The following is a 14,251-nucleotide window of genomic DNA, read 5'->3' as shown; positions in this document are numbered from 1 at the left end:
TCGCGCGACGTCAGCCCAGTCAAAGACCTGGCGACTATTTGGCCCTGGCGTAGGCAGCATGCGACGCCCGAACGGCCTTCACGAGCTCCGCTTCCATTTCGGCATAGCTCCTCTCCTTGCGGGGTTCGCCGCCGATGCTGTAGACCACGTCCTTCGGACCGTAGCGCGGATCCTCGCGCACGATTGTTTCGACCGTCATGCCCTTTCCGGCCATGTAGTCGGCTTCGGAAAGCGCCCGGAGGCCCGCGAAGAAGTGCGCCCTCGCGGCGATGTCCGAATTGCTCATGCAGGGAAAGACCTTGGTAAGACGGATGAGAGGCCATCCCCGGCTGTCGAGGAGCGGCTCCTCCGGCACTCCTTCTTCCTTCTTATTGTCTTTGACGTTCCCGGTCATGGCGCAGACGCTCCGCTCAATGGTTGCAATGCACCCGATTTTAGCGGATGCCGCATGACGCGCCCGAGCTCAAGCCCTCTCGACCGGGAAAGCCGGTCTCGAAGGCCGTCGCCTGAACTTCCCGCAGCTTGCCGCCGCCCACTTTGCACTGCTTTCCGCAGAAGGCAATGCCGTACGCATAATGCTTTTGCATTGCAGCCGGTGAATAACATTCCGACGACTCGACATCCTTGTCCGCCCGAGAGAAGCTCACCTGGCAGAGCGCTTTTGGCACAAATCTTGCTTCAGAGTTTTTGAGCGACGAAAGAAATTCTTCTTCCGTCCCATGGAGAAACACTCATGAAGCTTGTCACCATCATCATCAAGCCCTTCAAGCTCGACGACGTCCGGGAAGCCCTCTCCGACGCCGGCGTTCACGGCCTCACCGTCACGGAAGTGAAGGGCTTCGGCCGGCAGCGCGGCCACACGGAGCTCTACCGCGGCGCTGAATACGTCGTCGACTTTCTTCCCAAGACCCGCATCGACGTTGCGGTCACGGACGACATGCTCGACGACGTGATCGAAACGGTCATTGCCGCCGCCCGCACGGGCAAGGTCGGAGACGGAAAGATTTTCGTGACGCCCCTTGAACAGGTCGTCCGCATCCGCACCGGCGAAACGGGAGAAGCCGCCATCTGACGCCCCGGAAGCTTCAGAGCGGTTCTTAAACCCCCAGTATCAAAAAAACTCCCAAAGACGGAGTACAAAAAATGCACGCCTACATCAAATACATCCCTTTCGCGGGGCTCCTTGCACTCATGAGCGCCCCGGGATTCGCAGCTGACGCCCCGGCGCTCGACAAAGCCGACACCGCCTGGGTCATGGTCTCGGGGCTCCTCGTCCTCCTCATGACCATCCCGGGCATTGCGCTCTTTTATGCCGGCATGGTGAGAAAGAAGAACATTCTCTCGACGCTCGCGCAGTCGGTCGCGATCTGCGGCATCATCACGCTCCTCTGGTACTTCGTCGGCTATTCCCTCGCCTTCTCGGAAGGGAGCTCCTTTGTGGGCGGGCTTTCGAAGGCCTTCCTCTCGGGCATCGGCATCAATACGCTCTCGGGCACGATTCCGGAGCTCCTCTTCGTCTTCTTCCAGATGACCTTCGCGATCCTCACGCCCGCGCTCATCACGGGTTCGATCGCCGGCCGCATGAAGTTCTCCTCCCTCCTCATCTTCATGGCCGCCTGGAGCCTTCTCGTCTACGCACCCATCTGCCACTGGGTCTGGGCTTCGGACGGATTCTTCTTCAAAATGGGCGCGCTTGACTATGCGGGCGGCACCGTCGTCCACATCAACGCCGGCATTGCGGGCCTCGTTGCCTGCCTGATGGTCGGTCCCCGCCGCGGCTGGGGTCAGCAGCACCTTGCTCCCGCGAACCTCGCGCTCGCCGTCATCGGCGCCTCGCTCCTCTGGTTCGGCTGGATGGGCTTCAACGGCGGCTCGGGCCTTGCAGCCAATGAACGCGCCGTGATGGCGATCATCGTGACGCAGATCGCGGCCGCTGCCGGCGCCGTGGCCTGGATGTTCACGGAATGGAAGACCCGCGGCAAGCCCTCGCTCCTCGGCATGATTTCGGGCGCCGTCGCAGGCCTCGTTGCCATCACCCCGGGGTCGGGCTTCGTTGAGCCGGCTCCCGCACTCTTCATCGGCCTCCTTGCCGGCGTCGTCTGCTTCTTCATGGTTGCGGTCGTGAAGGCAAAGCTCGGCTACGACGATTCGCTCGACGCCTTCGGCGTTCACGGCGTGGGCGGGATCCTCGGCGCCATCCTCACGGGCTTCTTTGCCTCGAGCGCTGTTACGGGCTCTGAACTGCCCGCCATGTGGACCCAGGTCGGCATCCAGGCTCTCTCCGTCGTCGCGACCCTCGTCTACGGCGGCGTCATGAGCTTCGTGATCCTCTTCATCATCAAGAAGACCATGGGTCTGCGCGTTTCGACCGACGACGAGCTCTCGGGCCTCGACCTTGCCTCGCACGGCGAGCGCATTGAGTAGCGCCCTGATCTTTCGGTCAACCGCATAAAAAATCCCGGGTTCGGCAGGCGCCGGATCCGGGATTTTTGCTGAGCGCCTTCTCTGAAGGGAGAGAGCGCGGGGCCGCCGGGGCGGCCTTCAGGGAAAAGCCGGTCAGAAAAGCGGCTCGTTCATGTAGATTTTCTTCAGCATGTCGTCCGCATCCGGGCCGCGCACGCTGATGCCCGCATATTCGGCATCGTTCATGGAGGTGAAGGTCACCATGCGGAGCGCCGCCTTCTGCTGACGATCAATCCGGAAGTCGAACTGGATCACCGTGCCGTCGTCGAGCCTGCAGGAGAACTGCACGTCTCCGGCCTCAACCTCTTCCCAGAGACGGCTCTTCGGCGTGCAGGCGCCGTACTGCTCGAAGGCGGTTTCAAGCGGAATCGTCTCGTCGTACGGAAGAACGGTTTTTCTCACGAGCATCACGTTGGGGGTCTGCACGGGTGCGGGCGCCTCGATTTCAGCGGAGGAAGAGGAAAGAACCCCGGTTCCGGACGTGCCGGTCGTGCCGCAGCCGGCGAGCATGCCGGCAAGAATCAAAGCTGACGAAATTCCAAGAAGTCGAAGAGAAGTATCACGAGCCACGGTATTGCGCTTCCTTGAATGGATTAAGACGCCGCCCCGGAACGGCAGCCCCGGTCATTCCCGGGTTCCGGTCGTCTGAAGGCAGCGGATGTTTTCGTATCCCAATTCTAGGAATCGCGGCTTAAGGGAATTCTGAAGGAGAGAAGAGAAAAGCCGCTCACGGGCGCATGAGGTCGTACATCGGCGCGAGGACGCCCTCGACGGGCTTCCCCTCACGGTCGAGGAGCCTCACGCCATTCGGAATCGGAAGCGCATACCAGGGGCCCTCCCCGGGCGCCGCGGAATCAAAGCGGAGCTTTCCGCCCTCAAAGGACCACTTTCCGCCTTCATCGAAGGCGCCGTCCGTCCCAAGATAGTGCGAAACGCGCGTATAGGTGCCCGACGCCCTCAGATAGAGCGCCGTGCGGATTCCTTCGCAGTCCGCGCACGGAAGCATGCCTTCATAGACGCCCGCAACTTCAGATGCTGCTCCGGCCTGGGGCGAAGCCGCCTCTTTTGCACCGTTTGAAGGCGCAGTGCACCCGGAAAGCGAAAGCGCGAGCGCTGCGCAAATGGCGAAAGGACGGATCAATGAAAGCGGCATGACGGCATCCAGCGAAGGAAGAGAAATGTAAACGGCAGGACAATCCTTGCACGAAACCTATCCCCATCATAGGGAGAGCGATGGTTCGAAGCGGCGTCCAAAATGTAACGATTCCCGACGGCATACCCTGCATGAGAGCAAATAGTCTATTGTTTTTCTTGGAGTTAACGAAATCCCTGCTGTCTTCAGCGAAGGATCCTGCACATTGGCGAAAGAAGAATTAGTAAAACCACCTACGCATAAATACGATACGCAATCGCCCGACTTTCCCGTAGTATCTAGTTCGAGGTCAAAAGGAGCCTGATCTGCCTTGCGCGACAGATCCGACTCCGCAGGGAGAGCGCCGGGAAACCGGCGCTCTTTTTGCATCCGGCGCATCAATCGATAGAATCCACTGAAACGACACCGCTTCCATTGGATTCCACCATGACTGAAAAGCTACCCAAAGTCCGCCTCCTCACCTGCGGCGGCACGATTGTTTCCTCGGGCGAGAGCGCAAGCCAGATGACGGGCTACCGCCTCAAGGACTTCAGCGTTGATGCGCTTCTCGCGGCTGTTCCCGGCCTCGCCGATGTCGCCCGCATTGACGTCCGTGAAGTCGCCCGCATCGACTCCATGTCGATGACGAGCGCCGTCTGGAAGGATCTCGGCCGCGCCGTTGCGGAAGCCGACGCGGATCCGGAAATTGACGGCATCGTCGTCACGCACGGCACCGACACGATGGAGGAAACCGCCTGGTTCACGCACCTCACGATGAAGACCGCGAAGCCCGTCGTCTTCACGGGCGCCATGCGTCCTTCGACCGCGCTTTCCGCCGACGGCCCCCTCAACCTCTACAACGCCGTGCGCATCGCCGTCGACCCCGAAGCCCGCGGCCGCGGCGTGCTCGTTGCCCTCAACGACGTGATTTACGGCGCGCGCGCCGCCATGAAGGTGAACCCCACGAATGCCGCCGCCTTCGGCGGACTCGCAGAGGGTCCCTTCGGGATCGTCTCTGGCGACGCCGTCGTCTGGCTCGGCCGACCGGAGAAGCCTTTCGGCGCCGAGACGCCCTTCAGACTTGAAACCTACTCGCACCCGAAGCGCCTCCCGCGCGTCGACATCCTCTACTCGCACGCGGACGACGACGGCATGCTCGTGCGCGCCGCCGTTGAAGCGGGCGCCGAAGCCATCGTCCATGCCGGCACCGGAAACGGCTCCATTCATGCCGAAACCGAAAAGGCGCTCGCCGAAGCCGCCGAACGCGGCGTCTTCATCATCCGGGCAAGCCGGGTGCCGGGCGGATGCGTGACCCCGGGGCTTGCCGAGTGGCAGGAGCGCGGCTACATCCCCTCGGGGACGCTTTCGCCCCAGAAGGCGCGCATTCTCGCCATGCTCGCGCTCGTCACCTTCGGATGGAATCCGGAGAAGATGAAGGAAGCGTTCGAGCGCTTCTGATGAAGAGCCTCCGGAAATAAGAAAAACGCCGGCTGACGATCAAAAGTCAGTACCGGCGTTTTTGGTTTTCCGCGAAAAATCCCCTGCTCAGTCCTTGTAGAGCGAGCAGCAGTTCTCGGCAGCCATCACAAGGGGCTTCCCTTCGGCGTCGAGGAGATGGAGCTTGCCGTCTTTTCCGACCTCAAACTCGCGATTGACGACGCCGCCCGAATTCTTGAGAAGCACGCGGCCGTTCTTCACCTCGAAGAAGCCCGTTTCAATGCCGCGGTCCTTCTTGACGGAAAGCGCGTAGCAGCCGTAATGGTCGAGCGAAAGTTCCGCGTCCGCGGCTTCCTCTGCCTGAGAGAGGAGGACGCCCGACCAGTGCCCTTCAAGCCCCGTGTCCTTGTGCGCGGTCTCAGCGGCGCCCGCAGCAAGACTGACGGAAAAAAGAGCGGCGAAAAGGACTTTGGAGAAGGACATGGCAGAGGGCCTGGGGAAAACGGGGAATGAAATGAGGAACCCGTCGAACTTCCGCGGCTCAGCTGCGACCAAGCAAGCTCACTTGAAGCGGCGGGAAGCTTCGCAAAGTTCCTCCTGATGACTCATACCTTACGCCGCGCACCTCACGCGAACCTTAAGGACAGAATCGGAAACAATTGCTGATGCTTCGCGCCGCCTTTCTCCGGATCAGAGGAGCGCGATCACGGCGTCGACGTCCTCTTCGCGGGTCGCCCAGCTCGTGCAGAAACGGCAGAGAGTCTTCCCGTCGTCGCGGCGCTCCCAGATGGAGATGGCCGCCTTCTCGCCGATGTGCTTCAGATCCTCATCAGTGAGCCAGGCAAAGATCTGGTTCGTGCGGGAGTCGACATAGAGCTCGTAGCCCTTTTCAAGGAGCGCCGCGCGGATTTTCTGCGCGAGCTCGACGCCGTGGCGTCCGGCGTCGACGTAGGTAGTCCCGCTCATGAGCACCTCGAAATTGATGCCGAGGAGCCTCCCCTTGGCAAGCACCGCGCCCTGCTGCTTCTGGAGCGTGAAGAAATGCTTCATGAGGGCCGGATTCGTGACGACGAGCGCTTCGCCGATGAGGGCGCCGCACTTCGTGCCGCCGATGTAGAAGACGTCCGCGAGCCGCGCGATGTCGGAAAGCCCGGCGTCGTTCGCTTCAGAGGCGAGGCCGTAGGCCATGCGGGCGCCGTCGATGAAGAGCGGCAGCCCGTAGCGGCAGCAAACGGCTGAAATGTCTTCGAGCTCGGCAAGGCTGTATAGCGTGCCGAATTCCGTCGGCTGCGAGATGTAGACCATCCCGGGCTGCACGACATGGTCCTTGCTCGTATCGCGAAGGAACGCCTCCATCCACTTTTCGATCGACGCGGCGGAAATCTTTCCGTCCTTCTGCGGGAGCGTGATCACCTTGTGGCCGCGCGCTTCCACTGCGCCCGCCTCATGAACGGCAATATGCCCGCTCTCGGCGGAGAGAACCCCTTCGTAGCCGGCAAGAATCGCGTGAATCGCGATGGAATTGGTCTGCGTGCCACCTTCGAGGAAGAAGACGCGGGCCTCCGGCGCCCGGCAGGCCTCACGGATGAGGCGGCGGGCATTTTCGGAAAACTCATCCTCGCCGTAGCCCGGCGCCGGAACAAGATTGGTTTCCTGAAGACGTTCAAGAATCGCCGGAAGGCAGCCTTCCTGGTAGTCGCAAGCAAGACGGATCATTGCCGAAATTTCCAATTGAATAAAAGCGGGAAGCGCCGCAGGAGAAGCGGCGCACCGATGGACAACGATTATAGGAACACCACTTTCATCATTCAGTGCGTTTTGCTCACATTTAATAACCCGGAAAAGTCGCGTAAACGCGTTCCCGAAAGAAAAATGCGGTCTCCAGTAAAGGGAAGCCCGGCAGCGGAAGCGTCCGCGGCCGGGCTTGTCTGTCGGTGAGGCTTCCTGAAGTTCCCCGAAGGGAAAGCTCGTCAGGCCCCCTTTCCTCGTGCGGATTACCAGATCACCGGATCAAAGTAGCCCGCAAAGAGAACGGAGGCGCGAAGCGCGAGCGCGCCGATGATCGAGCAGAGGCCTCCGAGCATCACCATCGAGCGGTGCTCCTTCATGAAGGTGCAAAGGATCGGCATCACGATGCCGAGGCCGATGGCGCCCGCCCAGAAGATGAGGGAAGCCCCGCCCATGAGGAGGCTTTCCGCACCCGCAGCGGCGCCGGGCGTACCCGTCCAGGCCGACTGGATGAAGGCGAAGATCACGAAGGCTTCGCCCAGGTGCACGCCCCAGGCGGTGCCGCCGAGCCAGCCGGGATGCCCCGTCTCGAGCTTTCCGCCCGCGGCGAGGAGCTCAGCAAGACCCACGGCGCAGCCGAGGCCCGAGAAGATCCAGAGGACCGGGAGCACGGCGGTATTCCAGAGCGGAACGCCCGCGGCCTGGGTGAGAAGGAACCCGGAATAGGCCGTGGCCGCAACGCCCAGAATGCCGTTGCACCAGCGCACCATCACGCCTTCAGCGATGTCGGCGAGGAAGCGGCTGCCGCCCTCCTTCGAGCCCAGCCAGATCATGAGGCCTTCAGCGACCACGGCGATGCAGAGCACTGCGAGGAGGCAGATGCCGATGAACATCCAGCTCGTGAAGTTGAAGGACCAGTTGACGAGCGCGTGAAAGGCCGCAAACGGGAGGTTGAGAAGGCGCCCCAGGTGCGAAAGCACGAGCAGCGTGCCCGCGATCGCGGCAATGCCGGAGATCACGAAGACGCGGCGGCTCTTGAGCCAGATGTTCAAAAAGAGCGCCATGCCCGAAAGGCCGACGAACCAGAGGAAGAACGCAATCGTCCACGCCCAGTGGCTCGTGGCGGCCTGAGCGGTAAGTTCCATGTATTCAGGAGTCATTTCTGCACCACGACGAAGTAGTTGGGCTTAGTGCCTTTCTGCGGGAGAAGGCGTTCAGTGCGCGAGCGGGCGATGCGCTGCGAGACGGCGGATTCCGGATCCTGGATGTTGCCGAAGGCGCGCGCCGAAACCGGGCAGGCGGCGACGCATGCCGGGTCCTGACCCTGGGCGACGAGCTTTTCGCAGCCTTCGCCCATGCACTTGACGGGAAGCCCCGTCTTCGGATGGAGCCAGCGCACGTCGTACGGGCACGCCGTAACGCAGTAGCCGCACCCCACGCAGCGCTCGGGATCGGTCTTCACCTGGCCCGTGAGCGGATCGTGGTAGTTGGCGCCGAAGGGGCAGACGCCGATGCAGGGCGCGTCGTCGCACTGCTGGCACTGCACGAGGATCTGCTGCGGACGACGGAGCGTCTCGAGCTTCACGACGCGAATGTTCGAGGGAAGAGACTTCCAGCCCGTATTCTCGTCGTTGAGCATGTCCGGATAGTTCGTCTGAGCGCAGGCCACGATGCAGGCCGAGCACCCGACGCACTGCGTCGCATCAAAGAGATGCGCAAGCTTTTTGCTGTATTGAGTCATTGCCTGATGCCTCCCTCTTAGATGCGTTCGACGCGGACGGTGGAGTTGTTGGCGAGCGAACCCGTCACCGGTTCGCGGTAGCCCGTGCAGAACCAGTGCGAGTTGATGCCTTCGCGCGTCCACTCATAGGCGCCGAGGTTTCTCTTCGTTCTCACGCCGCCGGCGAAGCCGTGGGCAAAGAGCGAGCCCGCAACGACGCGGTTGGTGACCGTCACCTTCGTGCGGCCCCTGACGCCCGTGTCGAGACTCGTGAGCTCCACGGTGTCGCCCGTGCGGATGCCGAGGCGTTCGGCGTCGACGGGGTTCATCCAGACCGTGCGGTCGCCGAGGAACTTCGTCGGCCACGTCCACATGGAGACGCCCGAATTCGAAGCGCTGTCCTTGCCCGAGACGAGATAGAACTCGTTCGAGCGCGGTCTCGGGATGGTGTAGGCCGGAGGCATCACCCAGTCGGAAAGTCCCGAAGCGCCCTTCTTTTCGTATTTGCCGGCAAAGAGGAAGGAGATGATTTCGCCCTTGCCCGTGGGGGTGCCGAAGGGCTTCTTCTGCGGATAGACGCCGAACTTCTTCGCCGAGACCTGCGACCAGCCGCGGGCCTTCACGTCCGCATCGATGCGGTCGCCTTCGCCCGCCTTGTCGCTGTTCTTCTTCGCGATGAACTTCGCCCAGGCGCCGTCCATCATGCCGCGGTACCACTTCTTGAATTCCTCGCGGGTCTTCATCTCGTGGTCGTAGCCGAGGCGCTCCTTCGCGCGCTCGGGGAATGCGCGGCGCAGGATTTCGCAGAACTGCCAGATCTCGTCGCGCGCGTCGCACCCTTCAGGAGGTTCGATCCCGGCGTTCGAGAACTGGACGTTGCCGTTCAGAGCCCACTTGACGCCGCCGTATTCGTAGGCTTCGAGGAAGAAGGTCGAGGGGAGCACGTAGTCGGCGTAGTCGATCACCTCGTGCGGGAAGATGTCCTGCACGACCATGAGGTCGAGCGCCTTGAAGGCCCTCGCCATCCTGTCCGAATTCGCCTCGCGGTGGAACATGGTCGAACCCGTGATGAAGGCGGCGCGGATCGGATAGGGCTTTCCTTCCTCAATCGCGCTGAAGATGGCCGAATAGGTGCCGGAGCCTTCCGGATAGAGGACCTTGTCGAGGGCCTTCCCTTCGGCGTTCTTCCAGGATTCGCCGTGCGGGCCCTTGCCCTTTCCGCCCGACTGCGAGGCGCCCGGCCCCTTGAAGCCGCCGCCCTGGGTGACGACGAAGCCGCCCGGCTGATCAATCTGCCCCGTGAAGAGGTTGATCATGCTCATGAGCGCATAGGCGTGGGTGTCGTTGCCGTTTCTCGAGGCGTACCAGCCGTCGTCGCAGACGCCGCCTTCGGTGAAGAAGGCGCGCGCAATGCGAACGATCGTTTCGGACGGAATCCCCGTCGTAAGCGACGCCTTCTCGGGCGTCCAGGCAATCGCGGTCTTCGAGAACCGCACGAAGGCCGTTTCAACCGCGAGGTCCCTGCCGTCGACCGTGCGGACGGTGCCCGCATAGTCGAGATCCGGGTCGACGCCTTCGGGTTCGTCGAAGCCCGTGACGGCGCCCTTCTGGTCGCGCGCGAGCCCCATCGCCGCAAAGGCTGAGGAAGCGCGGTTCATGACGACGAAGGAGTCCTTCGAAGCGCCTTCGATCAGTTCGTTCGCGGCGATCGGACGGTGCGTGCCGACCTCAATGAGGTAGGGCGCATTCGTATAGCGGCGCAGGAACTCGAAGTCGACGAGCTTTTCCGTGATGCCGACGCCGATCATCGAGAGGAGGAACGCGGAGTCCGTGCCCGGGCGGATGGGAACCCATTCAGCGCCCGAGGACATGGCGTTTTCAGGCATGCGCGGGTCGACGAAGATCACCTTCGCGCCCTTTTCGCGCGCGCGGCCGAAGACCGCAGTCACGCCCATGGCGCAGTTGAGCGAGCGCCCCACGCAGAGAAGCAGACGGCAGCGTTCGTAGTCGGGCTCGACCTTGCCCGCGCCGTCGAAGCCCTTGCCGAAGACCATGCGGCGGCCGGCAACGGAAGCGGAATTGCAGGTGGAGGAATGACTGATCACGTTGGGCGTGCCGAGAGGGGCCGCAAGCCACTGCTGAAGGCCCGAGAAATTGTGCGACGTCATCGAGATCGCGCGTTCGCCGTGCTCCTCGACGATCTTCTTCACGCGCTCGGCAATTTCAGTGAGCGCCTGATCCCAGGAGATCTCCTCGAACTTCCCTTCGCCGCGCTCGCCCGTGCGCTTCATGGGCTTTCTCAGGCGCTGCGGGTGGTTCCACACCCACATCGCCTGCGCGCCGCGGGCGCAGCAGCCGCGCTGGGGATGCGTGGGGTTCGGCATGATCTTCACGGTCGCCTGGGAACGGGCTCGCCCTTCTTGTGAAGCGCGAGCAGGCCGCAGTAGCCGCCGCACACCATGCAGGCGGTCGGGTGCGCTTCCCAGCCTTCGGCCTTCAACGCCTCGACTTCCTTCGCGATGGCTTCGTCGGCAGCCGTCCAGACAGCCGCACCGATCGTTCCCGTGCCTGCAGCCGCGCCGACCGCACCGGCGGCGCCGATGAAGCTGCGGCGGGAGAGACCGGGACCGCGGGCCGCGGAGGGCTCAACGTTCTTCGTCATAAGAATCTCCTCTTGAGGAGAGATTGCCGCCAGATAAATAAAGAAAGCAGAAGCCGTCCTGAACGCACGGATCACGGGGGGAAGTCTTCAGAAGGAAGCTTTCCCGGAAGCGCGCTCAGGACTTTAAATGAGAATCTGCGGGGGTCCTGGCAGACATCTGTCCAATCAATTTTTTTTTCAGGGTCGCGGCCTTAATGCTTAATGAATTCGTATAGTTGCCGCTGACGGCAAAGATAAAGACCCCCGCCCTCTTCTCTTACAGGGTAAGCCCTCGGTTTTTCGAATTCGTTATTCATTCAATGAATAGCGTAATGCCTTCAGTTTTCCTGAACTTTTGAAGTACATCGAACACTTAGAATTTATCTGACCCGAGGCTTAAAACGTGAGATGGGGCTAATCCACTACCTCGTAAAGAGTAGTCCCTATTAAAGACAGATTACCGTTAGCAATAAACTACCGGAAGCCTATTCCTGCGCAGACTCCCTGCCTTCTCCTAAAATAGCGGGATTATTTTTTCGACCTGCTGAACAGGAAGGCTCAGGCCTCCGGTTCCGCAGCATGAGACTTTCCCAACAAAACATCTGAAGGCATACCTACATGTCCGCCATCATTCTCGGCCATAAGCACCCCGATACCGACAGCATTGTTTCCGCCATTGCCTGCGCGGATCTCTATAAGAAGCGCGGCCTCGACGTCGTCCCGGCCGCTCAGGGGACGCCGGCTCCTGAAACGGCCTTCGTTCTCGAACGCTTCGGCCTCAAGGCTCCTGAAGTCGTCACGTCGGTTGCCGGCCGCGAGGTCTACATCGTCGACTATTCCGACCTCAATCAGGCGCCGGACGATTTTGCCGAATGCACGCTGAAGGGCATCGTCGACCACCACAAGCTCGGCGACATGACCTCCACGGCTCCGCTCGAATGCGTGATCATGCCGGTCGGCTGCACGAACACCATCCTCAAGCGCATGTACGATTATCTCGGCTTCGTTCCGCCGAAGGAAATCGCCGGCGCCATGCTCTGCGCGATCCTCTCCGACACCGTGATCTTCAAGTCCCCGACCTGCACGGAAGCCGACCGCGCCGCCGCGCGCGAGCTCGCCCTCATCGCGGGCGTTGATGACATGAAGGCCCTCGGCATGGAGCTCTTCACCGCCAAGTCCGCCGTCAAGGGCGTCGCCGCCCGCGACCTCATCATGCGCGACTTCAAGGACTTCAACATGTCGGGCAACAAGGTCGGCATCGGCCAGCTCGAACTCGTCGACCTCGCGCTCCTCGAGGACCGCATCCCCGAGCTTCTCGAGGAACTCGGCCGCATGAAGGCCGAAGGCCGCCACACCGCCATGCTGCTCCTCACGGACATCATGAAGGAAGGGTCGCTCCTTCTCATGGCTTCCGACGATCCCGCGAAGATCGCCTCCGCCTGGAAGAAGACCCTCGGCAGCGACAATCTCTGGCTCGAAGGCGTCATGTCCCGCAAGAAGCAGGTCGTGCCCTTCCTTGAAGCCGTCTTCAAGGCCTGATTGAGCAATGCCGTCCTTTGACGGCTGAGCTCTGAAGGCGCTAAGCCGAAACCCGCACTTTCTTTGATGGAAGCGCGGGTTTTTTGCGCTTCCAGCGTTCTGAGTACGCCTTTCGAAGCAGAATGGCCTTGCGTAAACAGAATGCCTTCTCCGAAGCATCTCTCAGACGCCGAACCCAATCACACTTTTCCCAAAAGGAATTCCCTCATGAATCCGATATTCCCGTGGCTCGGCATAGCCGTGCTCATCCTCTGCGGATGGGCAATCGTCAGGAAGTACCAGGTCAACATGGTGCTGCTTCTCGGCGGCCTTCTTCTCAACGCGCTCGCGATCTGGGGCGGCGCCCAGGTCTTCCCGGCCAAATTCAACGCCACCGGCATCCTGGGATTCGACCTCGTCGAGTTCCTGCGCACGATCTCGGTTTCCCAGGTGAGCGGCGTAGGCTTCCTCATCCTGATTTCCGGGGGCTTTGCCGCATACATGCAGGCAATCGGCGCATCGGACCGCTTCGTCACGGTCTGCGCGAAGCCTCTTTCCTTCATTAAGAATCCGTATCTCATCCTCGCCGCCGTCTTCATCGTCGGGCACTGTCTCGGTCTCGTCATCACGTCCGCGGCGGGCCTTGCGATGCTGATGGTGGTCACCGTCTACCCGCTCATCATCCGCGTCGGCTGCTCGCCGCTCGCCGCGGCCGCCGTCGTCGCGAGCGTGCTCGCGATCGGCTACGCACCGGCTTCGGGGACGGCCAACCTCGCCTCCCAAATCGTGCACCTTGATCCGATCGAATACCTCGTGCGCTACCAGCTCCCGATGGCGGTGCCGGTCGTGATCGCCATGGCCGTGGCGCACGTCTTCACCCAGTACTGGTTCGACCGGCGCGAGGGCAAGGGCGAGGTTGCCGACCTCGCCGAGCTTGAATCGAAGCGCCAGAATCTTGAAAAGACGCCGGCCTTCTATGCGCTCATGCCGCTCTTCCCGATCGCGCTTCTCCTCGTCTTCAACAAGTTCGTCTGGGGCACCGGCATGAACGTCGCCACCGCGATGTTCATCGCCTGGATTCTCGCCTTCGTAATCGACCTGATCGTACGGCGAAACGTGAAGGAATCCTTCGACCTTTCGTTCGCCATGTTCAAAGGCATGGGCTCGATTCTCACCTCGACCGTGGGCCTCATCTTCGTTGCCGCCTTCTTCGCGAAGGGCCTGCAGAACATCGGCATCGTCGACCTCCTCATGAGCGGCGCGCAGTCGATCGGCCTCGGCTACACCGGAACAAGCGTCGTCCTCTCGGCGATCATCGGCGTCGTTACGGTCCTCACGGGCTCGGGCGTCGCGGCCTTCACGAGCCTCGGGCACCTCGTGCCGGATGCGGCCCAGGCCTTCAACCAGAACGGCATCGCCATGATGTTGATGATGCACACCGCCTCCGAAATGCTCCGCGCCATGAGCCCGGTTGCGGGCGTCATCATCATCGTTGCGGGTTTCGCCAAGGTGAATCCGCTCACCATGGTGAAGCGCACGATCATCCCGTGCCTCACGGGCTACGTCGTCATGCTCATCACCGTGAATCTGATCGTTTGACCGAGCTGGGAAC

General features: G+C 61.7%; 14 protein-coding genes. 5 read left to right on the top strand and 9 right to left on the bottom strand.

Annotated elements, in window-relative coordinates:
• Positions 1-34 precede the first annotated feature (34 nt).
• Entirely contained in the window at positions 35-394 is a 360-nt protein-coding gene (locus tag GBM95_RS12255) for a hypothetical protein (protein ID WP_193222541.1), read from the bottom strand.
• 339 nt (positions 395-733) lie between these two features.
• On the opposite strand from GBM95_RS12255, the gene glnK reads away from it, so the two are divergent.
• On the top strand, positions 734-1,072 hold the full coding sequence (gene glnK / locus GBM95_RS02365) for a P-II family nitrogen regulator (RefSeq protein ID WP_152157610.1): 339 nt from the start codon (positions 734-736) through the stop codon (positions 1,070-1,072).
• A gap of 71 nt (positions 1,073-1,143) precedes the next feature.
• Positions 1,144-2,424 carry an ammonium transporter gene (locus GBM95_RS02360; protein WP_193222540.1) on the top strand — a complete coding sequence of 427 codons (1,281 nt, stop codon included), beginning with the start codon at positions 1,144-1,146 and terminating at the stop codon, positions 2,422-2,424.
• 132 nt (positions 2,425-2,556) lie between these two features.
• Here the strand turns inward: GBM95_RS02360 and GBM95_RS02355 are convergent, their stop codons facing one another.
• Positions 2,557-3,033 carry a hypothetical protein gene (locus tag GBM95_RS02355; protein ID WP_226963117.1) on the bottom strand — a complete coding sequence of 159 codons (477 nt, stop codon included), beginning with the start codon at positions 3,031-3,033 and terminating at the stop codon, positions 2,557-2,559.
• Positions 3,034-3,190: 157 nt separating this feature from the next.
• On the bottom strand, positions 3,191-3,616 hold the full coding sequence (locus tag GBM95_RS02350) for a copper resistance protein NlpE (RefSeq protein ID WP_152157609.1): 426 nt from the start codon (positions 3,614-3,616) through the stop codon (positions 3,191-3,193).
• A gap of 426 nt (positions 3,617-4,042) precedes the next feature.
• On the opposite strand from GBM95_RS02350, the gene GBM95_RS02345 reads away from it, so the two are divergent.
• Positions 4,043-5,053: an asparaginase gene (locus GBM95_RS02345; RefSeq protein WP_152157608.1), complete on the top strand. Its 1,011-nt coding sequence runs from the start codon at positions 4,043-4,045 to the stop codon at positions 5,051-5,053.
• 87 nt (positions 5,054-5,140) lie between these two features.
• Here the strand turns inward: GBM95_RS02345 and GBM95_RS02340 are convergent, their stop codons facing one another.
• From GBM95_RS02340 to GBM95_RS12510, 6 genes are all read right to left on the bottom strand, one after another.
• A complete protein-coding gene (locus GBM95_RS02340) occupies positions 5,141-5,515 on the bottom strand; it encodes a hypothetical protein (protein WP_152157607.1) in 375 nt (124 codons plus the stop codon).
• A gap of 207 nt (positions 5,516-5,722) precedes the next feature.
• On the bottom strand, positions 5,723-6,748 hold the full coding sequence (locus tag GBM95_RS02335) for a threonine aldolase family protein (RefSeq protein ID WP_152157606.1): 1,026 nt from the start codon (positions 6,746-6,748) through the stop codon (positions 5,723-5,725).
• 278 nt (positions 6,749-7,026) lie between these two features.
• Positions 7,027-7,920: an NrfD/PsrC family molybdoenzyme membrane anchor subunit gene (nrfD, locus tag GBM95_RS02330; protein WP_152157605.1), complete on the bottom strand. Its 894-nt coding sequence runs from the start codon at positions 7,918-7,920 to the stop codon at positions 7,027-7,029.
• The gene (locus GBM95_RS02325) at positions 7,917-8,501 is read right to left on the bottom strand and encodes a 4Fe-4S dicluster domain-containing protein (protein ID WP_152157604.1); all 585 of its coding nucleotides are present in this window, start codon (positions 8,499-8,501) and stop codon (positions 7,917-7,919) included. The genes nrfD and GBM95_RS02325 overlap by 4 nt, the downstream gene beginning before the upstream one ends.
• A 17-nt stretch (positions 8,502-8,518) precedes the next feature.
• Entirely contained in the window at positions 8,519-10,864 is a 2,346-nt protein-coding gene (locus GBM95_RS02320) for a molybdopterin-containing oxidoreductase family protein (protein ID WP_226963116.1), read from the bottom strand.
• A gap of 5 nt (positions 10,865-10,869) precedes the next feature.
• Positions 10,870-11,142 (bottom strand): twin-arginine translocation signal domain-containing protein, encoded by a 273-nt coding sequence (locus tag GBM95_RS12510; protein WP_226963115.1) that lies wholly within the window; start codon positions 11,140-11,142, stop codon positions 10,870-10,872.
• A 597-nt stretch (positions 11,143-11,739) separates the two neighbouring features.
• Here GBM95_RS12510 and GBM95_RS02315 point away from each other — a divergent pair.
• Together GBM95_RS02315 and dcuC are read left to right on the top strand one after the other, a co-directional pair.
• Positions 11,740-12,660, top strand: a complete 921-nt coding sequence (locus tag GBM95_RS02315) for a manganese-dependent inorganic pyrophosphatase (protein WP_152157603.1) — start codon at positions 11,740-11,742, stop codon at positions 12,658-12,660.
• A gap of 207 nt (positions 12,661-12,867) precedes the next feature.
• The gene (gene dcuC / locus GBM95_RS02310) at positions 12,868-14,238 is read left to right on the top strand and encodes a C4-dicarboxylate transporter DcuC (protein WP_152157602.1); all 1,371 of its coding nucleotides are present in this window, start codon (positions 12,868-12,870) and stop codon (positions 14,236-14,238) included.
• Positions 14,239-14,251: the final 13 nt, after the last annotated feature.

The sequence above is a fragment of the Sutterella seckii genome (genome assembly GCF_009183815.1).
Taxonomy (GTDB): domain Bacteria; phylum Pseudomonadota; class Gammaproteobacteria; order Burkholderiales; family Burkholderiaceae_F; genus Sutterella; species Sutterella seckii.
The sequence above is the reverse complement of the archived record's forward strand: the minus strand, read 5'-3'. Positions and strand labels throughout refer to the sequence as shown.